23 protein-coding genes are annotated in these 20,265 nt (G+C 70.8%); 14 read left to right on the plus strand and 9 right to left on the minus strand.

The genetic code is table 11. The features are described 5' to 3' along the window. Both ACWDR0_RS30950 and ACWDR0_RS30955 read left to right on the plus strand, forming a co-directional pair. Positions 1-542: SDR family NAD(P)-dependent oxidoreductase (locus tag ACWDR0_RS30950; protein ID WP_456355124.1), on the plus strand; the 542-nt coding region annotated here is incomplete at its 5' end. Continuing rightward, on the plus strand, positions 539-1,696 hold the full coding sequence (locus ACWDR0_RS30955) for an acyl-CoA dehydrogenase family protein (RefSeq protein WP_456355125.1): 1,158 nt from the start codon (positions 539-541) through the stop codon (positions 1,694-1,696). The genes ACWDR0_RS30950 and ACWDR0_RS30955, both read left to right, overlap by 4 nt. A gap of 178 nt (positions 1,697-1,874) precedes the next feature. On the opposite strand, the gene ACWDR0_RS30960 is transcribed toward ACWDR0_RS30955, so the two are convergent. Further along, positions 1,875-2,066, minus strand: a complete 192-nt coding sequence (locus tag ACWDR0_RS30960) for a zinc finger domain-containing protein (RefSeq protein ID WP_456355126.1) — start codon at positions 2,064-2,066, stop codon at positions 1,875-1,877. Positions 2,067-2,282: 216 nt separating this feature from the next. Here ACWDR0_RS30960 and ACWDR0_RS30965 point away from each other — a divergent pair, with 216 nt between their 5' ends. The 8 genes from ACWDR0_RS30965 (at position 2,283) to ACWDR0_RS31000 (ending at position 8,413) form a co-directional block, all read left to right on the plus strand. After that, on the plus strand, positions 2,283-2,855 hold the full coding sequence (locus ACWDR0_RS30965; RefSeq protein WP_456355127.1) for a hypothetical protein: 573 nt from the start codon (positions 2,283-2,285) through the stop codon (positions 2,853-2,855). A 377-nt stretch (positions 2,856-3,232) separates the two neighbouring features. Beyond that, positions 3,233-3,724, plus strand: a complete 492-nt coding sequence (locus ACWDR0_RS30970) for an RNA polymerase sigma factor (RefSeq protein WP_456355128.1) — start codon at positions 3,233-3,235, stop codon at positions 3,722-3,724. Beyond that, on the plus strand, positions 3,721-4,335 hold the full coding sequence (locus ACWDR0_RS30975; RefSeq protein WP_456355129.1) for a methylated-DNA--[protein]-cysteine S-methyltransferase: 615 nt from the start codon (positions 3,721-3,723) through the stop codon (positions 4,333-4,335). The genes ACWDR0_RS30970 and ACWDR0_RS30975 overlap by 4 nt, the downstream gene beginning before the upstream one ends. Then, positions 4,332-5,102 (plus strand): 2OG-Fe(II) oxygenase, encoded by a 771-nt coding sequence (locus ACWDR0_RS30980; RefSeq protein WP_456355130.1) that lies wholly within the window; start codon positions 4,332-4,334, stop codon positions 5,100-5,102. The genes ACWDR0_RS30975 and ACWDR0_RS30980 overlap by 4 nt, the downstream gene beginning before the upstream one ends. 71 nt (positions 5,103-5,173) lie before the next feature. Continuing rightward, the gene (locus tag ACWDR0_RS30985) at positions 5,174-5,722 is read left to right on the plus strand and encodes a hypothetical protein (RefSeq protein ID WP_456355131.1); all 549 of its coding nucleotides are present in this window, start codon (positions 5,174-5,176) and stop codon (positions 5,720-5,722) included. 131 nt (positions 5,723-5,853) lie between these two features. Continuing rightward, on the plus strand, positions 5,854-6,366 hold the full coding sequence (locus ACWDR0_RS30990) for a methylated-DNA--[protein]-cysteine S-methyltransferase (RefSeq protein WP_456355132.1): 513 nt from the start codon (positions 5,854-5,856) through the stop codon (positions 6,364-6,366). A 210-nt stretch (positions 6,367-6,576) separates the two neighbouring features. Then, the gene (locus tag ACWDR0_RS30995) at positions 6,577-7,209 is read left to right on the plus strand and encodes a DNA-3-methyladenine glycosylase I (protein ID WP_456355133.1); all 633 of its coding nucleotides are present in this window, start codon (positions 6,577-6,579) and stop codon (positions 7,207-7,209) included. Positions 7,210-7,585: 376 nt separating this feature from the next. Further along, positions 7,586-8,413, plus strand: coding sequence for an isocitrate lyase/PEP mutase family protein (locus ACWDR0_RS31000; protein WP_456355134.1), 828 nt, complete (start codon positions 7,586-7,588; stop codon positions 8,411-8,413). A gap of 190 nt (positions 8,414-8,603) precedes the next feature. Here the strand turns inward: ACWDR0_RS31000 and ACWDR0_RS31005 are convergent, their stop codons facing one another. From ACWDR0_RS31005 to ACWDR0_RS31020, 4 genes are all read right to left on the minus strand, one after another. Next, positions 8,604-9,770: a thiolase family protein gene (locus tag ACWDR0_RS31005; protein WP_456355135.1), complete on the minus strand. Its 1,167-nt coding sequence runs from the start codon at positions 9,768-9,770 to the stop codon at positions 8,604-8,606. A gap of 117 nt (positions 9,771-9,887) precedes the next feature. Beyond that, on the minus strand, positions 9,888-11,246 hold the full coding sequence (locus tag ACWDR0_RS31010) for an MFS transporter (RefSeq protein ID WP_456355136.1): 1,359 nt from the start codon (positions 11,244-11,246) through the stop codon (positions 9,888-9,890). A 327-nt stretch (positions 11,247-11,573) separates the two neighbouring features. Beyond that, on the minus strand, positions 11,574-12,482 hold the full coding sequence (locus ACWDR0_RS31015; protein ID WP_456355137.1) for a hypothetical protein: 909 nt from the start codon (positions 12,480-12,482) through the stop codon (positions 11,574-11,576). A 1-nt stretch (position 12,483) separates the two neighbouring features. Then, entirely contained in the window at positions 12,484-12,900 is a 417-nt protein-coding gene (locus ACWDR0_RS31020) for a peptidase inhibitor family I36 protein (protein ID WP_456355138.1), read from the minus strand. A gap of 181 nt (positions 12,901-13,081) precedes the next feature. Between ACWDR0_RS31020 and ACWDR0_RS31025 the strand changes: the two genes are divergently transcribed. After that, positions 13,082-14,089 (plus strand): ArsR/SmtB family transcription factor, encoded by a 1,008-nt coding sequence (locus ACWDR0_RS31025; protein WP_456355139.1) that lies wholly within the window; start codon positions 13,082-13,084, stop codon positions 14,087-14,089. A 61-nt stretch (positions 14,090-14,150) separates the two neighbouring features. After that, positions 14,151-14,813, plus strand: a complete 663-nt coding sequence (locus tag ACWDR0_RS31030) for an SGNH/GDSL hydrolase family protein (protein WP_456355140.1) — start codon at positions 14,151-14,153, stop codon at positions 14,811-14,813. A 34-nt stretch (positions 14,814-14,847) separates the two neighbouring features. Here ACWDR0_RS31030 and ACWDR0_RS31035 read toward each other — a convergent pair whose 3' ends face one another. The 4 genes from ACWDR0_RS31035 to ACWDR0_RS31050 form a co-directional block, all read right to left on the minus strand. Next, positions 14,848-15,606 (minus strand): iron ABC transporter ATP-binding protein, encoded by a 759-nt coding sequence (locus ACWDR0_RS31035; protein ID WP_456355141.1) that lies wholly within the window; start codon positions 15,604-15,606, stop codon positions 14,848-14,850. Then, on the minus strand, positions 15,603-16,607 hold the full coding sequence (locus ACWDR0_RS31040) for an iron chelate uptake ABC transporter family permease subunit (RefSeq protein ID WP_456355142.1): 1,005 nt from the start codon (positions 16,605-16,607) through the stop codon (positions 15,603-15,605). Before ACWDR0_RS31040 ends, ACWDR0_RS31035 begins: the two co-directional genes overlap by 4 nt. After that, positions 16,600-17,565 carry an ABC transporter permease gene (locus ACWDR0_RS31045; RefSeq protein WP_456355143.1) on the minus strand — a complete coding sequence of 322 codons (966 nt, stop codon included), beginning with the start codon at positions 17,563-17,565 and terminating at the stop codon, positions 16,600-16,602. Before ACWDR0_RS31045 ends, ACWDR0_RS31040 begins: the two co-directional genes overlap by 8 nt. 73 nt (positions 17,566-17,638) lie before the next feature. After that, positions 17,639-18,628: a siderophore ABC transporter substrate-binding protein gene (locus tag ACWDR0_RS31050; RefSeq protein WP_456355144.1), complete on the minus strand. Its 990-nt coding sequence runs from the start codon at positions 18,626-18,628 to the stop codon at positions 17,639-17,641. A 435-nt stretch (positions 18,629-19,063) separates the two neighbouring features. Between ACWDR0_RS31050 and ACWDR0_RS31055 the strand changes: the two genes are divergently transcribed. Then, entirely contained in the window at positions 19,064-19,939 is an 876-nt protein-coding gene (locus ACWDR0_RS31055) for a metallophosphoesterase family protein (RefSeq protein ID WP_456355145.1), read from the plus strand. A gap of 45 nt (positions 19,940-19,984) precedes the next feature. Then, the coding region (locus tag ACWDR0_RS31060; RefSeq protein ID WP_456355146.1) for a carboxyl transferase domain-containing protein at positions 19,985-20,265 on the plus strand (281 nt) is incomplete at its 3' end.

Consider the following 20,265-nt stretch of genomic DNA (forward strand, 5'->3'; position numbering starts at 1 on the left):
TCAACAACGCGGGCTACACCTGGGACACCGTCATCCAGAAGATGACCGACGAGCAGTGGCACACCGTGCTGGACGTCCATCTGACGGCCTCGTTCAAGATCCTGCGGGCCGCCCTGCCGTACTTCAGGGAGCACCCCACGGAGTACCACCGCAAGGTCGTCAACATCTCCTCGACCAGCGGCTACTACGGCAATCTGGGCCAGGTCAACTACGCGGCCGCCAAGGCCGGGATGATCGGCCTCACCAAGACCCTGGCCAAGGAGTGGGGCCGCTACAAGGTCAATGTCAACGCCGTCGCCTTCGGCTTCATCCTGACCCGGATGACCGAGGCCACCGCCGCCGACAACGCCACCCTGAAGATCGACGGCCGCGACATCAAGGTCGGCCTCAACCCGGAGAAGGCCGCGATGGCCTCGAAGATCATTCCGCTGGGGCGGCCCGGCACCCCGGAGGAGGCCGCCGGGGCGGTGTACGCGCTCTGCCTCCCGGAGACCGACTACGTCTCCGGCCAGTGCCTGGTCGTGGACGGGGCCCGGGTATGAGGCGCACCCTCTACGGCCCGGAGCACGAGGCGTTCCGCCGTACCGTCCGGGACTTCATCGCCCGGAAGGCCGTCCCGTACGTCCACGAGTGGGAGCGGGCCGGACAGGTGCCCCGCTCCCTCTTCACAGGGCTGGCGGAGATCGGCGCGCTCGGGTTCGGCATTCCCGAGGAGTACGGCGGGACCGGACCGGCCGGCTACCGGTTCCAGGCCGTCATCCACGAGGAGGTGGCGCTGGCCGCCGCTTCCCTCGGACACCACCATGTCAACACCGGTGTGGTGCTGCCCTATCTGCTGGACCTGGCGGACGCGGAGCAGCGGGCGCGCTGGCTGCCGGGCTGCGCCTCCGGGGACATCCTGCTGGCGATCGCGATGACCGAGCCGGGCACCGGTTCCGACCTCGCGGGCATCAGGACCACCGCCGTACGGTCGGCGGACGGCGGCCACTACGTCCTCAACGGCGCCAAGACGTTCATCACCGGCGGGGCGGTGGCCGATCTGGTCCTGGTGGTCTGCCGGACCGCTCCGTACGACCCCGCGGACCGCCGGGCCGGTCTGTCGATCCTCTGTGTGGAGTCCGGCAGCGAGGGTTTCACGGTCGGCCGGAAGCTGGAGAAGATCGGCAGACACAGCATGGACACCGCCGAACTGTCCTTCACGGACGTCCGGGTCCCGGCGGCGAACCTCCTCGGCGAGGAGGGCCGCGCCTTCGCCCATCTGCGGCGGAACCTGCCGCGGGAGCGGCTGTCGATCGGGGTGGCCGGGGTCGCCCAGGCGCGGGCCGCGATCCGGTTCACCACGGAGTACGTCACCGGCCGCCGGGTCTTCGGCGAACCGCTCTCCGGCTTCCAGAACACCAAGTTCGTGCTGGCGGGGTGCGAGGCGGAGTTCCGGGCGGCCGAGGCGCTCGCCGACCGGGGGGTGGAGCTGGACGAGGCCGGTGAGCTGACCGCCGCGGAGGCCGCCCGGATCAAGCTCTTCGGTACGGAGGTCGCCGGGCGGGTCGTGGACGCCTGCCTCCAGTTGCACGGCGGCTACGGCTATATGACGGAGTACCCGATCGCGCGGCTGTACGCGGACACCCGGGTGTCCCGGATCTACGGCGGTACGAGCGAGGTCATGAAAACGATCATCGCCAAGGATCTGGGGCTCTGAGGCGAGGGGCACCATGGCGGGCGGGCCGAGGGGGGGCGTCACCGGACGGTGGCGCCCCCGTTCGGCGTACGGGCTGGGTGACCTGGACCGGGTCAGGTCGTACGGCCCGGGCAGGCCGTGTTCTCGTATAGCTACGGCCAGATGGTGTGCAGCACTGCGTGACCGCCTGGGGCTGCGGTCACGTGTCCGCGGAACGAGGGGACGAGGCGGAAGCGGGCGGTGTGGAATGGATGGCCACCTTGCGCTTGCCGGTGCGGCACGGGGAGCCGGCCGGGGCGGCGCAGGTGAACATCGGGCAGTCGCGTGATTCCACGCGCTTGAAGTCGTCGCTCACAAGCCGCGACTGTTTCATGAGGGTGCTTTGGGGCATCGTGGTCCGATGGGCTCCTGGGCCTCCGGTCTCATGCTTGGCCTGTTGCCGGTGTCTTCACCGTGGCGGCGGTCGGCCATGCCGCTGGTCATCTGATAGGGCGAGGAGCACATCATGGCGATGGACGAAGGTTTAACGGGGCAGGGCAGCCGGCCGGGGGCGGGTGAAGGTGCCCGTACGGGTCGGCGTAATCGGGTGCGGCCTGACGGCGAGTTCGTGGCCGATCCTGGGCGGGGGCTGTTCTGGGGGAACAGGGGTTCGCTGCTGGGCGCCGCCGGTCAGCCGACCCGTAAGCCGTCGACGCGGGCCTGGATCTGTTGTGTGCTGGAGTTCAAGGGCTGGAGGCGGGTCCAGTGGCAGCCGGACCGGCTGACGGAGCTGTACTTCCTCGACGAGGTGACGGCACTTGCCGCCGGGCACCGGCCGTGCGGGTTGTGCCGTGTCCCGGATTACCGGCGGTTCCGGCGGAGCTGGGCAGAGGCCCTGGGCGGCGGTCTTCCCGGCGCGCCGGAGATGGACGGCAGGCTGGAGGCGGACCGGCACACGCCCGAGGGGTGCCGGCGCACCTTCCGGGCGGCGGCCGGTGATCTGCCGGACGGCGTGTTCGTCCGTCTGGACGGCGAGGCGGGGCTGGTGCGGCAGGGGCGCTGGCTGCCCTGGTCGATGGCCGGGTACGGCGCGGCGCGGACGGTCGCCCCGGGTCTTCGGGTGGAGGTGCTCACTCCCGCGGTGACGGTACGGGTACTGGCCGCCGGGTACGCGCCCGTCCTGCACCCGTCCGCCGGGTGAACGGGACCGGCTGCGGCCCGTGCCAGGCACGATCTTGCACCGGGAGGCGCGGCCGTGTCCGGGACGTGCCGTCCCGGGTTCTGCGTGCGCGGACCGTCCTCGGCGGCGACCGTCCGGGACGTGCCGGCAGTACCGCGTTCCCGGCAGGCCGGGGGTTGTTTCCCGACGGGTGGAATCCGGATCTCACATTCACGGCACCCGCACCGTCTTCCCAGTGAGACAGCAGGCGGAGAACGCCGCCGGTCACGGCCAAGGCCCGAAGGCCGAGCGGGGGCCGGCGGACCTGAAAGGAGTGGATGGGACGCCGGCCGCAGCTGGTCGGCTGTTTCGGGAGCCCGAACACACCGGTTCGGATCAAGGTCTACGGCAGGGCGAGGATGAGGGAACCATTCGAGAAGGCGGTCGAGCAGCATGGTGCGACCGTGCTGCGGGTGTGCCGGGCGCTGCTGGGGACACACGACGCCGACGATGCCTGGTCGGAGACGTTTCTGGCGGCGATGCGGGCTTGGCCGGGACTGCCGGAGACGGCGAACGTGGAGGCGTGGCTGGTGACGATCGCGCGACGCAAGGCGATCGACGTGCTGCGTGCCGCCGGCCGCCTGCCGCTGCCGGCCGAGGAACTGCCGGAGACGCCCAGCGCGCTGGGTGTGCCGGGGGACGGCGACGGGGAGCTGTGGGAGATGGTGGGGCACCTTCCGGGCAAGCAGCGGCAGGCGGTCACGTTCCGCTATCTGGCCGGAATGTCGTACGACGAGATCGCGGCAGTCCTGGGCGGGAACACCGCGGCGGCCCGCCGGGCGGCGGCGGACGGTCTGAAGAATCTGCGAAAACACTATCCGGGCGCGACCTCGAAAGGAGCATCTACATGAGCGGCACCCGACCCCACGATGACGTCCTGAGCATGCTGTCCGCTCCCGTCGAAGCCGATCTGGCCCGACTGCACCGCCGGCTGGAGGCCAAGGCCCAGGCCGCCGCCCTGATCGACATCGCCTACACCGTCGTCGACTCCCCGGTCGGCCCGCTGCTGCTGGCCGCGACCGAGCGGGGCCTGATCCGCGTCGCCTACGCGATCGAGGACCACGACCGGGTTCTGGAGACCCTGGCCGACAAGGTCAGCCCGCGCATCCTGCGCACCCCCGGCCGACTGGACACCGCCGCCCGAGAGATCGACGAGTACTTCGACCGACGTCGGCAGACCTTCGACCTGCCGCTGGACCTGTCCCTGTCCAAGGGCTTCCGGCAGCTCGTCCAGCAGCACCTGCCCGAGATCGGCTACGGCCAGACCCGCAGCTACCGCCAGGTCGCCGAGCTCGTCGGCAACCCCAGGGCGGTGCGCGCCGTCGGCACCGCCTGCGCGACCAACCCGCTGCCGGTGGTCGTCCCCTGCCACCGGGTGCTGCGCACCGACGGCACCCTCGGCGGCTACATCGGCGGCCTGGAAGCCAAGACCGCCCTGCTGGAACTGGAGGCCGCCGCATGAGCACCACCGCCGCCAAGACGAAGGCGACGGCTCCCGGCGCAGACACCGCCGAGGGAGCCGGGCCGTGGGCCGCCCGTGTCGAGACCGCCGACTGGGACGCGGTGACCGCCGAGCTCGACGCGTTCGGCGGCGCTCTGCTGCCACAGCTGCTCACCCCGGACGAGGCCGCGGCGCTCCGGGATCTGTACGAGCGGACCGAGCTGTTCCGGTCGACCGTCGACATGGCCCGGCACCGGTTCGGGGCCGGCGAGTACAAGTACTTCCACGCCCCCTATCCCGAGCCGGTCGAGCGGCTCAAGCAGGCCCTGTATCCGCGGCTGCTGCCCATCGCCCGCACCTGGTGGGAACGGCTCGGCCGCCCCGCGCCGTGGCCGGACACCCTGGACGAGTGGCTGGAGGCGTGCCACGCGGCCGGGCAGACCAAGTCCACCGCGATCCTGCTGCGCTACGGGGCCGGTGACTGGAACGCTCTCCACCGCGACATCTACGGCGACCTGGTGTTCCCGCTCCAGGTCGTGATCAACCTGGACCGGCCCGGCACCGACCACACCGGCGGAGAGTTCCTGCTGGTCGAGCAGCGCCCCCGCGCCCAGTCCCGTGGCACCGCCACCCTGCTCCCGCAAGGCCACGGATACGTGTTCACCACCCGAGACCGGCCCGTGCGCTCCACGCGCGGCTGGTCGGCCGCCCCCGTCCGGCACGGCGTCTCGGCCATCCGTTCAGGGCGCCGGCACACGCTGGCCCTGGTCTTCCACGACGCCGCATGAAACCCCTGACGGCCGCCGCAGGCCCGGTACCCGCCCCCATGCGTCCGGACCGCCCGCGAGGAAGGCATTCCATGGACTCCTCCCTGACCAGTCCGCTGCTGACCGGTTCCCTCCGGCCGGGCCCCGATCCGGCGATCACCTGCCATGAACTCGCCGCACTGATCGAACTGGCCCTCGCCCGGGGAACCCGGAGCATCGCCGTCGGCTCCGGCCGCACCCCGGCCGCACTGGCCGCCGCCGCAACGATCACTCGGACCTGGCGAGCCTGCGGCGGGACGGTGGCCGACACCGTCACCTGGCCGGAGACGGCGGCCTCCTGGCTGCGCCAGGCCCGCCGGTTCGCCGCCGCCCCGGCCGGCCTGTGGGTGATGACCGGCCCGGAGACCGGCTGGGCCCAGATGACCAGGCGACTGCTGTGGTCCACGTCCTGGCGGCCCGACCGCACCCTGGCCACCGCCGCCCTCGCCCGCCCCGCCACGCTGGCACTGATCGGCGCCGACCGTCTGCGCGGCATGACCGGAGCAGACGCGGGCGGAGCCGTCTGGAGGATCACCGAGGACGGCACCATCGCGGTCACCGGACCGGTGACGCCTGCACCTTCCGCTCCGGAAACAGCCTGACTGCCGGCACAGGGAGAAATCCCACAGCCGCTCCGTCGTGTCCGGCCGACTGCCGTCCATACGGATCTCACATTGCACGCCGCGCGCGCGTCTTCATCACGGACAGACAGCAGTTGCAGAGAGGTGATCACGTGAACGTCCGGCACACGTATGTGGACAGCCCGGTGGGGCGGCTCCTGCTCGTCGCCGACGGTAACGCGCTGGCGGGGCTGTACTTTCCGGGCTACCGGTACACACCCCGGCCCTCGGCGTGGGGCCGCCGCACGGAGACGTCCGCGGACCCGGTCCTGGCACAGGCACGCAGCGAGCTCGGCGAACACTTCGCCGGGGAGCGCAAGGTGTTCGACGTTCCGGCGGTGACGCACGGCGACGCGTTCCAGGAGCAGGTCTGGGCGCAGCTGCGCCGGATCCCGTACGGCGAGCGCATCACCTACGGCGACATCGCTGTCGAGCTCGGCGGCAAAGGGCTTGCCCAGACAGTGGGCCAGGCCGTGGGGCGCAACCCGGTGAGCATCGTCATCCCCTGCCACCGGGTGGTGGGCGCGGGTGGCAAACTCACCGGATTCGGCGGCGGGCTGGAGCGCAAGCAGCTCCTGCTCGACCTCGAAGAGCCGGCCGAGGCACGGGCCGCACGACTGTTCTAGCCACGGCCTCGCCCTCCGGCCCGATGGCGCACCTATCAGGCTGTGAGCATCAGCCCCCTCTGTCCGGGCGGCCCGGGCCAGGACGCGGGCCGCCCAAGCCGCGCACCGTGCATCCACCCGTTCTTGTTGTCGGCGCCCTGTTCTCCACCTTCTGGACCCAGACGGTGGAAACTCCCCCATCCCCTGAAGAACAGTGAGGACCGGTCCGCGATGGCCAGCGACACCGCCCCCGCCCCCGAGTATCCCGCCGGCCCCGGGGTGGTGGTCGGCGAGGACGGGCTCGCCCGCCCCGCCTGGGCCGCCGCGGATCCGATGCTCCGCCGGTACTACGACACCGAATGGGGCATGCCCGTCCGTGACGAGCGCGGCCTGTACGAACGCATCAGCCTGGAAGCGTTCCAGGCCGGGCTGTCGTGGGCGACGATCCTGCGCAAGCGCCCGGCGTTCCGTACCGCGTTCGACGGCTTCGACCCCGACCGGGTCGCCGGCTACGGAGACGCCGACGTCGAACGCCTCATGGCCGATGCCGGGATCGTCCGCAACCGCGCGAAGATCCGGGCGGCCGTGACCAACGCCCGGGCGACCGTCCGGCTGCGCGACCACGGCGGCCTGGCCGACTTCGTGTGGCGGTTCAAACCAGAGGAGACCCCCAGGCCGCGCACGTTCGCCGAGATCCCCACCATCTCCCCCCAGTCGCGGGCCCTTTCCGAGGCACTGCGCGCGCAAGGGTTCGCATTCGTCGGCCCGACCACCATGCACGCCCTCATGGAAGCCATCGGCATCGTCGACACCCACCTGCTGGACTCCCACCGCCGCGGCTCTTCCGGAATCTGGCCGGCATGACCCCCACCACCCAACGCCCCGGCGATGTGGGACTGTTCGACCACCACACCGTGCCCCCCGCGCCGCCACCTACGGCGGGGGCCCCTGGACGGTGGACTACCTGGGCGTACGCACCGGCACCGATCCCGACGCCTTCCCCGCCGGCGACGCGGTCCTGCGGCGCGCCTTGGCCACCCCAGCGCCGCCGACCCCGCCGCGGCGGCCGAACATCGGCGTCCCTGGCGCAGCTACGCCGCGTCCCGGCTCCGGGCCGCCGCCCAGAAAACGAGTGCTCCGAAATTTCCCGCCTCTGGCATCTCACATTCGCCGGCCGGGGCGCGTCTACCGGCTGAGAGACCGAGAGACCGAGAATCGGTCCGGAAGGAGAACCCTCCACATGTCCACCACCCTCCAGCACCAGCGCGCCGAACTGTTCCGCGGCCTGCACGACGGCTTCCTCGTGCTGCCCAACGCCTGGGACGCCGGGAGCGCCCGCCTGGCCGCCGAGGCCGGCGCCACCGCGATCGCGACCTCCTCCGGCGCGCAGTCCTGGTCGCAGGGCGTCGCCGACGGCCGCTCGCTGGCCAAGGCGGACGTGCTCGCCAACCTGGAGCGCATCGTGGCGGCCACCGACCTGCCGGTCAGCGCCGACGTCGAGAACGCCTACGCGGACGACACCGACGGCTTGCACACGACGATCACGCAGTTCCTGGCCACCGGGATCGTCGGCATCAACCTGGAGGACTCCGGCGCCACCGACAACGGTCCGCTGTATGACACCGAGGCCGCCGCCGGGCGCATCAAGGCCGCCCGTGCCGCGGCCGACGACGCCGGCATCGACCTGTTCATCAACGCCCGCACCGATGTCTTCCTCCTCGGCGTGGGCGACGAGGCCGGCCGCCTCGCCGACGTCATCGCCCGCGGCAACGCCTACCGGGAAGCCGGCGCCAGTGGCCTGTTCGTCCCCGGCCTGCTCGACCTCGACGCACTGGGCACCGTCGCCCGCGACACCGGCCTGAAGATCAACGCCATGTGGCTGCCCGGCGCCCCCACCCCCGAGCAGCTGCGCGAGGCCGGCGTCTCCCGGTACTCCGCCGGCACCGCCATCGCCCAGGTCGCCTACACCGCCGCCGCCGACGCCGCCCGCGCCTTCCTCACCGGACAGGACGCCGCCATGGCCGCCTCCATCGACTACTTCGCCTTCAACGACAAGTTCGCGAAGTAGCACCGACCGGGGCGGGCGGCCGGCGCCCGGGCCGCCCGCCCCAACCAGCACACAGCCCGCCACGTTCCCCGCGTGGCGGGCTGTGCCGTCCCCCGCTCCGGACCAGCACTGGCCCCGGCGCCCCCGGGTCAGGGTCGTACGGTCCGGGGCCGGGGCGCGGCGGGCGGGGCGGGGCGGGGCGGACGGAGGCTCAGAGGAGTTCGAGGATGGTGGCGTTGGCCATGCCACCGGCCTCGCACATCGACTGGAGGCCGTAGCGGATCCCGTTGTCGCGCATATGGTGGACCAGCGTGGTCATCAGCCGGGCGCCCGACGCGCCGAGCGGATGGCCGATCGCCATCGCCCCGCCGTTCGGGTTGAGCAGGGCGGGGTCGGCGCCGGTCTCCGCCAGCCAGGCGGCGGTGACCGGGGCGAACGCCTCGTTGATCTCGAAGGCGCCGATATCGCCGAGGGAGAGCCCGGCCCGCTTGAGGGCCTTGGCGGTAGCCGGGGCCGGGCCGAGGGCCATGGTGATCGGGTCGGCCCCGGTGACTACGGCGGTGTGCACCCGGGCGAGGGGCCGCCAGCCCCGGGCCCGGGCGATCTCACCGGTGGTGATCAGCAGCGCCGCCGCGCCGTCCGAGATCTGCGAGGAGTTGGCGGCGCTGATCACACCGTCCGGCTTGAACGGAGTGGCGAGGGCCGCCAGTTTCTCCGGGGTGGAGCCGGTGCGAATGCCCTCGTCTGCGGTGAGCGTGCGGACGGTGCCGTCGTCCGCGGTGGCGGTGACGGGGGCGAGCTGGGCGTCGAACCGGCCCTCCGCGGTGGCCCGGGCGGCCTTCTCGTGCGACTCCAGGGCGAGTTCGTCCAGCCGGGTACGGCTGAGCCCGTACCGCTCGGCGATCAGTTCGGCGCCCAGGCCCTGGTTGAACTCGTCGACGCCGTACCGCTCGCGCACCGCCGGACCGAACGGCCGGCCGTACTCGACGGCGTTGCGCGCGGCACCGATCGGCACCCGGCTCATCGACTCGACGCCCCCGGCGATCACGATGTCGTACTGACCGGCGACCACCAGACCGGCCGCGAAGTGCACGGCCTGCTGCGACGAGCCGCAGGCGCGGTCGACCGTCACACCGGGGACCTCCTCGGGCCAGCCCGCCGCCAGCACCGCGTACCGCCCGATATTGGAGGCCTGTTCGCCGATCTGGCTGACACAGCCCCAGACCACGTCGTCCAGGTCCGCCGGGTCCAGGGCGGCGCGCCCGGCCAGCGCGGTCAGGACATGGGCCGACAGATCCACCGGATGGACACCGGAGAGCGCTCCGGCCCGTTTGCCGACCGGGGTCCGGACGGCTTCGACGACGACTGCGTCACGCATGGCTGCTCCGACTTCTGAAAGATTTCTTCCTTACCGGTACTTCACCTTCAACCTCAGTACAGACTAGGCACTAGTCACCGATAAGTGAAGCAGCCCTAACTTCCTTGAGAGGTCGGATCAGGGCGTCGACACCGGGCTGGTGCCGGGGTTCTCCGCCTCCCGGGCGGCGACGGCGGCCAGCTTCGCGGCGTCCCGCTCCGGGTTGATGAGCAGCATCCCGACCAGACCGCCGATGATCAGCACCACTCCCACCAGCGTGAATCCGGTGGCATAGCCGGCCGCCTTGGTGGCGGCGCCCTCGACGATGCCGCCGAGGACCAGCGGGGCGACGAAGCCGCCCACGCCGTAGACCGCGGTCACGGCGGCGAGCACCACACCGCGCTGCTTCAGGGGGGCCACATCGCTGATCGCGGCGAACGTGGCACCGTAGCCCGCCGAGCCCATACAGGCGCTGAGCACCAGCAGCGCCATATGCAGCGGTCCGGCGTCCAGCGGCGCCCAGGCCAGGTGCAGCACCCCGGCCGCGATGATCAGCGAGGCGCCGAGGATGCCGCGGGCGCCCCGGCTGCTCATGCCGCGCCGGGTCAGGGCGCCCGAGACGAAGCCGATCGCGATGACGGCGATCATGCCGCCGAGATAGGGCAGGGCGGTGAGGTTGCCCGCGGTGCGGGCGTCGTAGCCGAGGCCCTGTTCCAGATAGGGCTTGAGCCAGGAGACCTTGAGGGAGGTGGAGGCGTACGCGGCGAAGAACATCACGGAGATGCCGATCACCGATCCGGTGGTGAGCGCCGCCCGCAGGGGGACCCGCTCCGGCAGTACGCTTCCGGCGGCATGGGCACCGCCGCCCTGGTCTCCTTCGCGGCCGACCACCAGCCAGATGAGGGCCACCACCAGCCCGGCCACCGCCAGGGCGACGAAGGCGGCGTTCCACGAGTAGTCGGTGACGATCCACGTCAGGGTGGGAGCGCCGATCACCGCACCCACATTGGCCCCGGCGATGATCACCGAGCTGGGGAGCGCCCGCTTCTCGGGCGGGAACCAGGTGTGGGCGATGTACATGGCGAGCGCGATGGTCGGCCCCTCGGCCAGGCCCAGCAGCACCCGCATCGCCACCAGGGTGCCGAAGCCGACCTGCCAGCCCATCGGCAGCAGGCTGAGGGACCAGACCACCATGATGATCAGGAGCAGGATCCACGGCCGCATCCGGGTCATCAGCCAGCCGCCGAGGATGCCACCGACGGCGAAGAGCGCGAAGAAGCTGGCCTGGATCACTCCGAACCGGGCCTCGCCGATGCCCAGATCCTTCATGATCGCGGGCCCCGCGATATTGGTGATGATCTTGTCCGCATAGTTCATCACCAGGACCAGGACGAGGGCCCAGACCACGAGCCAGCCACGGCGTTCGGCCCGGCGGGCCGCCGGTGCGGCGAGCGCCGGGGAGCCGGGGTCGGCGGTGCGGTCGACATCGATGCTCATGGGTCTCCCTCGAAGCAGTCGGACAGCGGGCGGCGGACGCGGCTCGCTCGGCTCGCCCGGGTCACCAACGGCCCGGAATCAAGCCAACGCTCTCGGCAGACGAAAGGGAAGCATCACAAAGAAGTCAGAACAAGGCCTCTCACAAGGATTTTTCCACGGACTAAGCACCCCAGCTTGGTTAGCAGTGATTCACCAGGGGGTAGAGGGGAGATGACGGAGAGGGGGTCCGGATGGAGCGGGGCCGGACGGCTCGGCCGCGCTTGTCGCCGGTCAGGGCCCGTCGGCCGGCCCGGGTTCCGCCGCCCCGGTGCCGTCCACCGGGGACCGTCAGCGGGACAGGGTCCTGCTGCGCCGCTCGGCCTTGGTGAACAGGCCGGACAGCCGGGTCATCTCCGCACGCTGTTCCGGCTCGATGGCGTCGGCGAACTCCCGGCGCAGCCGCAGCCCGGTCGCGGAGAGCCCGACCTGCTGGTCGCAGCCCATATCGCGCACGGCAATGGTGATCTCCTTCGCCCGCTGCCGGTCCAGCGGCTCGGGGGAGTTCTCGAAGGCCTTCCTCAGTGCCCGAGGGACACTGGACGGCGCGTCGTAGCTGTACCCGTACCGGCTCATGCAGGTCCGCCAGTTCCCGAGCGCGGCCTGGTAACGCCGGTCGGAGGTCGCCTTCTTGATCAGGCCGAGACCGATCTCCTGCGGCAGGTACGTGATCCGTGCCCAGGTGTCGAGGTCGCCGTAGACGGAGACATGGGCTCTCGCCGCACAGCCCTGCTTTGGGTACCAGTAGACGATGCCGCCCGGGGCGGTCAGCTTGGCCAGTGCGGTGCGGGGCCCGAGCAGGGTTTCGCGCAGCCGCGGATGGTCGTTCCCGGCGGACGGCCCGTTCTGCCCGTCACCGGCCGGACGGTCGGACGGTTCGGCCCCGGACAGGCCGTACCCATGCCGCCGGACCCAGTCGGCGCCGGCCCCGCCGCCTCCGTCGGCAGCCGGGTCGGGCCGGCCGACGCCGCCTTTCCACGGGATCCCGGCATCCCGCATGCACTTCTCGGTGAGCGCAAGGTCGACCAGTGCCACCCGGTACAGGCGAGCCGGATGGTCACCGGTACCGGTGACCATGTCCACCGTGCTCCGGTCGAGGTGGTCGGGTATCCGCGCACCCTCCGGCTGCGAGCTGCCGCAGCCGGAGAGCACGCCGACCACCCACACCAGCAGGGTGGCTTTGACGGTGGCGGGACGCATATCAGCGGCTGCACCAGTACATCGACCTGATCCGGTCGTTGAAGTTGTCGTGGGGGCCGTTCCCGTGCGGTATCGGGTTGAGCGCCAGGTTCTGACGGATACTGCCCAGCCCCTCGGCCATGACGTGACCGCCGTACCCCCGGGCGGTGTCGAAGTGAACGGGGCAGTTGTTGCCGTTGTTGAACGAGGACGAGGCCTGCATATCGATAAAGGCAGGCAGGGTCGGGTTGTTGTACTGGCCCTGCCACCGCTGCCCGGTCCAGTTCGCGTGGACCCACAGACAGGCGTACCCCCTCGGACAGTCGGCCGTACCGGCCACCACGGCGGCGATCTCGGCGGCATTGGGATCGGTCTCCGCCAGGGCCGGTGTGGCGAAGGCGCCTGCCATCAGCAGGGCCGCGGCCGCGGTCATACTCATCTTGGATCGTAGTTTTCCGACCACACTTATCCCCTTTGCTCTGGTGGTGATGATTCCTGGCGCGAAAGGTGGTAACGGCGCAGCCGGTCCCACCGGGCAGCACGCAGCTTGGCAGGGCTCAAGAACCCGCGACAGAATCTTTGAACGGAATAAAACAGCGCAGGTCACAAGGGGGAATGAGATGCTCCGCATACATTTCACTGAGGCGGATCTCGCCCGGACGCGGCGGGCATCCGGCCCCGACCCGCTGTGGGAGACCGTCCTCAGCCTGCACCGTCTGCAGACCAGACAGGGCCGCTGGGCCTTCGCGGAGTGGCACCGCGCCACCACGCAGCGGCTGACCAGGCGCGGACTCGGCCCGCTCGTCCGCACCCTGCTGCTGCCGGCCCTCCCCCGGGCCAGGTACTTCCCGGATTTCCTGACCCCGCCGGAAGCCTCCGAAGGCCTGCGGGCCGGGCTGGAAGCCATCCTGGCGACCCCACGGACCCGGGCCCTCGCGGAGCTCGGCCGGGTCGCCGGTACCCACAGCGACCAGGCCCGGCTACGCCGACTGGCCGACGCCGAAGGCCGGGCCGCACTGGTCGACGCCCTGCACGTGTACCACTCCGAGGCGATCGCCCCGTACACCGAGCACATCGCCTCCCGCCTGGGCGGCGAACGCGCCTTACGGACCCGGACCATGCTCGACGGCGGAATCGACGGACTTCTCGCCGGCCTCGCCCCCGCGATGAGATGGCGGCCCCCGGTGCTGGAACTCCTGCACCACACCAGGAGCGGCGACATCCACCTGGACGGGCGGGGACTGACCCTGATCCCGTCATACTTCTGCTGGCACAATCCCGTCACCATCGCCGACCCTCACCTGCCGCAGGTACTCGTCTATCCCCTGCTGCACCCGCCCGCGCTGACACCCCCTTCCGCGGAACCCCGTCCGGCCCTCGGGAAACTGATCGGGCGCAGCCGCGCCGGGATCCTCGCCGCATGCGCCTCAGGCGCGACCTCGACCGAACTCGTCCAAGCCACGGGCCTGTCGGCCGGATCGGTCAGTCTCCATACGAGAGCACTCCGCGAGGCAGGCATCATCGACAGCCACCGCCATGCGGTCACCGTGCTGCACACCCTCACCCCCCTCGGCGCGGCCCTCCTCCGCCGCAACCAGGCCCACCCGTCCCGGCCCCCGGCCGTCTGACGCCGCGTGCGGCGTCCGCATCCCCCGCTGGTGTCCGCCGCCGGTTCGTACACTGACGAGGGTGGAGAGCCATACGACCGCCTGGACCGAGGCATATCCGACGGCCGCCCTGCGGCGGTACATCGGCTCGTACGTCGGTTTCGACCTCCGCGGGTTCCCGGCGGGGGTGCACTGCGGTCCGCCGGGCCGCGCGCTCACCGCGGTGATCGGCACCAACGACGCCCGGGCGAGCCTCGCCGGCTACCCCGTCGAGCGGGCGATGAAGCGCAGGAAACTGCCCCGGCGCCCGTCGGGCGGGTGGTTCCAGGAGTGTCTGGGAGCCGTCGTCGAACGGCTTCGGACGGAGACCGGCGCGACGATCGGTCTGCTGTCGCTCCCGGTCCTCGGCCAGCAACTCGACGGAGCGGCGGCGCAGGCATCTCAGGCGTACAGCCGGATGATCGCCGAGGTCGCCGCCGCTGGCGCGGCGGCCTACCTCCCCCTCCACGAACGCCAGGTCGAGGAGTTGCGCCGAGCGGACCCGCCTCCCGTGCCGTACAAGGAGCCGACGCCCGTGGCGGGTGTCGGCGTCCTCGTCCGGCACGCCGTGCTGCGCGGCGGCCTCGACACGCTTTCGCGGCGCAGGGGTCTGGTGCTCACGACCGACCACATCCACCAGAACAGCCGGGGCGCCGCCCTGGTCGCCGAGGTGATCGACACCTGGCTGACGACCCGGAGCGCGTAGCCGGTTGCGGCGGCGGCCCGCCCGCTCCGGGAGGTCAGCGGTAGTAGACCGCGGTCCGGACTCCGTCGACCTCGTGGATCTGGACGGGGGTGTCGAAGACGTCGGTGAGCACCTCGGCCCGCATCATGTTGCCGACCGTGTCGGAGGCCGCGATCCGGCCGTCGCGCAGGGCGATGATCCGGTCCGAGTAGGTGGCGGCGAAGTTGATGTCGTGGACGATCAGTACGACGGTCTTGCCGAGTTCGTCGGCGGCGCGGCGCAGCTGGGTCATCATCCGGACCGAGTGCTTCATGTCCAGGTTGTTGAGCGGTTCGTCGAGGAGGACGTACCGGGTGTCCTGGGCGAGGACCATCGCCACATAGGCCCGCTGGCGCTGGCCGCCGGAGAGCTGGTCCAGGTAGCGGTGCTGGAGGTCGCCGAGGTGGAGGAAGTCGAGGGCGTCGTCGACGTAGGTGACGTCCTCCTTGGTGAGCCGGCCGCGGCTGTGCGGGAAGCGGCCGAAGGAGACCAGTTCCCGTACGGTCACCCGGGCGGTGAAGTGGTTCTCCTGGCGGAGGATGGACAGGGTCCTGGCCACGTCTCGCGAGGGGGCCTGGTGGACGTCGATGCCGTCGACGGTCACGGTGCCCGAGGTGGGTTCCGCGAGCCGGCCCATGATGGTGAGGAGGGTGGACTTCCCGGCGCCGTTCGGGCCGACCAGGGAGGTGACGCCGCCCGCGGGTATCCGGCCCGACACCGGGCCGAGGACGACGGTGTCCCCGTATGCCTTGCTGATGTCGGTGAACTCGATCACAGGGTGCCCTTCCGGAGGAGATGGAGGAGGAAGACCGCCCCGCCGAGGAACTCGATGACGACGGTGAGCATGCCGGAGGCGTAGAAGACGTGCTCCAGGATGAACTGGCCCCCGACCAGGGTGATGACTCCGATCAGGAAGGCCATGGGGAGGACGGCGGCATGCCGGTGGGTGCCCGTCATCTGGTACGCGAGCATCGCGGTGACGAAGCCGAAGAAGGTCATCGGGCCCGCGAGCGCGGTGGACATCGCGATCAGCAGCGCGACCATCAGCAGCATCACGGTCAGCTCGCGCTTGTGGTCGATGCCGAGGTTGGTGGCGGCGTCCTTGCCGAGCAGCAGGGCGTCGAGCCGGTGGCAGCGGTACCAGACGACGGCACCGACGATCAGGCAGACGAGGGTCGCCAGGGGCAGATAGGACGCCTCGGCGCTGGTGAGCCGGCCGAACAGCCGGGTCGACAGGACGTCGTACTCGCTGGGCGAGAGCATCCGCTGGAGGAAGTCGGAGACGCTGCGGAAGGCCAGCCCGAGGACCACACCGACCAGCAGCATCACATGGATGCTGCCGTTGCGGCCGGAGAACAGCCAGCGGAACAGCAGCATCGTGAAGCAGACCATCAGCAGGGTCTGGGTGAGGAGTTTGGGCATCCCGTCGGTGGCGGCGAGCACACTGCCGCCGAAGAAGGCGACGAGCAGGGTCTGCATCAGGATGTAGACCGCGTCGAAGCCCATGATGGACGGGGTGAGGATGCGGTTGTGGGTGATGGTCTGGAAGACCACGGTACCCACCGCGTGGGCGAAGGCGACCACGGCCATGGTCCCGACGACGGTCAGCCGCCGTTCGAAGGCGAAGTCGAAGGAGCCCTGGATGAAGAGGAAGAGGTAGCAGACGACCGCGGTACCGGCGATGACGGCGGCGACGGCGAGCCGGGCGGGCACCGGCAGCCGGCGGCGGGTGGGCGCGGGCGTCCGCGGGAGGGCGGCGGCGGTGTTCTCAGACATGGGCCTTACCTCGCTGGCGCAGGATCATCGCGACGAAGACGACCGCTCCGACGGCGCCGAGCACCACGGTCGCCGGGATCTCCAGCGGAGCGACGAGGGTCCGTCCGACCAGATCGCAGGCGATCATCAGCGCCACACTGCTGAGGACCACCCAGGGCAGATTGCTGCGGATGTCGTCACCACGGGCCATCGAGACCAGATTGGGGATGATCAGCCCCAGGAAGGGGAGGAAGCCGACCACGACGGTCGTCACCCCGGTCGCCAGGGCGACCATGGTGAGGCCGATGAACATGATGCGGCGGTACGGCAGCCCCAGGCTGGTGGCGGTGTCCCGGCCGAGTCCGGCGATGGTGAACCGGTCGGCGGCCAGATAGAGCCCGATGACGATGGCCCCGACCACCCAGAGGGGTTCGTAGGTGCCGCGGACCACCGAGCTGAATCCGCCGGAGCGCCAGGTGGCGAGCGTCTGGAGCAGTTGGTGGGTGGAGGCGAGGTACAGGGTCAGGGAGCTGACCAGGGCGCCCAGCATGATGCCCACGATCGGCACGATGACCTGTGACTTCAGCGCGATGCGCTGGAGGACGAAGAGAAAGACCATCGCGCCGGCGAAGGCGAAGGCGCTGGCGGCGCCCATCTTCACCAGCGGGGAGGCCATCGGCGCGGCAATGGTGAGCAGCAGGACGCCCAGGGCGGCCCATTCGCTGGTGCCGGTGGTCGTGGGCTCGACGAAACGGTTCTGTACGAGCATCTGCATGATCACGCCGGAGACGGCCATCGCGGCGGCGGCGAGCACCAGGGCGAGGGTCCGCGGCACCCGGGAGATGAAGAACATCCGCCGGGCCTCGGGGTCGGTGAACAACGACTTCAGGTCGATGTCGTAGCTCCCGACGAAGAGGGAGGTGATGATCAGGGCCAGCACTCCGAGCGTGGCCAGGAGGAGCGGGAGTCGTCGGCGCATCGGGCTTCCGGGACGGGTGCGGGTGCGGCCCCGGGCGGGGAGCCCGGGGCCGCGGTGGCGCGTGGGGACGGCGTCAGCCGGTCTTGCCGAAGGCGGTCGCGACCTGCTCGAAGGCGGTGGTGTACGCCTGGATGCCCTCGGTCAGGTAGAAGTCGTTGTCCAGGTAGATGACCTGGTCCTTGGTGCGGAAGGTGGTCTTGTCCCAGGCCTCCATGCCCTCGACGACCTTCTTCGCGGGGACGGCCACGGTGCCCTCCTCGGCGCCGACGGCGGCGTCGCGGTCGAGCATGATCACCCAGTCGGGGTTGAGCTTGGCGATGGTCTCGGGGGCCAGGCCGGAGTTGTCGTGCACGGAGGTGCTCTTCTTGCCCTCGGCGTCGAGCACGTTCTTCAGGTTCAGCGGCTGGGTCAGGCGGCTGATCCGGCTGGCGCCGTTGTCGACCTTGCCGGCGCTGGCGACACCGAGGAAGACCTTCTCGCCCTTGGTGGCGGCGGTGGCGGCCTGCTGTGCCTTGTCGAGGGCGGCGATGATCTCCTTGGCCTTGTCCTCCTTGCCGAAGATCTTGCCGAGGGTCTCGGTCTGGGCCTTCATCGCGTTGACGTAGCCGTCCTTGGACTCGTCGGAGGGGGCGATGTCGATCGTCTTGGCGATCTTGGAGAGCTTGTCGTGGTGCTCGGTGAAGCGGTAGCCGCCGATGATCAGGTCCGGCTCGGTGGCGTTGATCGCCTCGAACTTGGGCTCGTGGTGGATGCCCGCGTCCTTGATGGACGAGTCCTTCTGCCAGTCCTCGAAGCCGTTGTTGGGCAGCAGGCCCTTGGGCGCGGCGACGGGCTTGATGCCGAACGCCTTGAGGGTGAGGAAGGAGGTGTTGTCGAGCGCGACGACCTTGGCGGGCTTGAGGGGAACCTCGACCTCGCCCTTCGCGGTGGTCACCGTGACATTGCCCTGGCTCTTGCCGGAGTCCGAACCGCTCTCGGTCTTGCCACAGGCGCTGAGGACCACTCCAGCGCACAGGACCGCGCTGGTCAGGACGATGCTCTTGCGAAAACGGACGGAACGCACGGCGGATGACTCCCGGGACGGACAGGCAGCCCCACCGGAGGACGGCGAGGCTGCGAAGAGCTTCAGGCTTTGCTTAGCCTAACCTAACTCTTCACTCGTTCATTGCATAGGGCACCTAGCCGGGACATTCTCCGCGTCCCGCCCCCGACGGCCATCCGGAACGAGCGGGTCCATCCACGTCTCCCCATGTCAGGGGGTGTTCGGGCCAGGGATAGGGGTGCCTAGGGATGCCCTGCGGCAGGGCCCCGTCGGTAGTCTCCGAACGAAGCCGGCTTGACGGGCCGTCGGTTCGGCAGCCTTCCCGCGCCACGGGTGTGCGCGGCGGAGGGTCCGGCGGTACGGCGGACGCGAGGGTACGGGCCCGTTGACGCGGCCCCGTCCGCGCCCGGGCCCGGGAACCGGCCCTCAGAACACGCGAAGCCAGCGGAGTAAGTGATGCGTGAGACCCGGCCGGGGAAACTCCTCGCCATCAGCGACCTGCATGTCCGGTACCAGGAGAACAGGAAGATCGTCGACGGGCTCCGGCCCGAGTCGGAGGACGACTGGCTGATCGTGGCCGGCGATGTGGGGGAACTCGTCTCCGTCGTGGAGGAGACCTTGCGGACCCTGCGGGACCGCTTCGCCCGGGTGGTGTGGGCACCGGGCAACCATGAACTGTGGACCGCCCCGGACGACCCGGTGCGGCTGCGCGGCGAGGAACGGTACCGGCATCTGGTGGAGATCTGCCGGGGGCTCGGTGTCGCCACCCCCGAGGACCCCTATCCCCTCTGGCAGGGGGAGCGCGGCCCCGTCGCCGTGGCCCCGCTGTTCCTCCTCTACGACTACACCTTCCGCCCGGAAGGCACGTACACCAAGGAAGCGGCGCTCGAACTGGCCGAACGGGCCGGGGTGGTCTGCACCGACGAATTCATGCTCCACCCGGACCCCTACCCCAGCCGCGAGGCCTGGTGCCGGGCCCGGGTGGCCTGGACCGAGGCCAGGCTGGCGGAGCTGCCCCCGGACCTGCCCACCGTGCTCGTCAACCACTTTCCCCTCGTCCGGGAACCCACCCGGGTGCTGTGGCATCCGGAGTTCGCCCTGTGGTGCGGCACCACGGCGACGGCCGACTGGCACCGGCGGTTCCGCGCCCTGTCCGTGGTCTACGGACATCTGCACATCCCCCGCACGATCCGGCTCGACGGCGTACCGCACCAGGAGGTCTCCCTGGGCTACCCCCGGGAGTGGCGCCGCCGCCCCGGCAGGCCCGGAAAGCTGGTGCAGATCCTGCCCGCGGCCGCGCCCGCGGCGGCCCGCACCGGCCCGTACGCCTGAACCCGGCGCCTGCCGCCCCTCGTTCTCCGAAGGAGTTGGTGTGAGATGACCGCCCAGACAGAGCACCCGGCCGGGGAGTCCCCGGCCGATATCCGCGGCCGGGTCGCGGAGTTGCACGATCTCCGGGAGCGGGCGGTGCGCGGCCCGAGTGACCGGGCGACCGAGGCGCAGCACGCCAAGGGGAAGCTGACCGCTCGTGAGCGGATCGCGCTGCTGCTGGACGAGGGCTCTTTCCGTGAGGTGGAGCAGTTGCGGCGGCACCGGGCGACCGGTTTCGGGCTGGAGGCGAAGAAGCCGCACACCGACGGTGTCGTCACCGGCTGGGG

Source organism: Streptomyces sp. NPDC003691 (assembly GCF_053981115.1).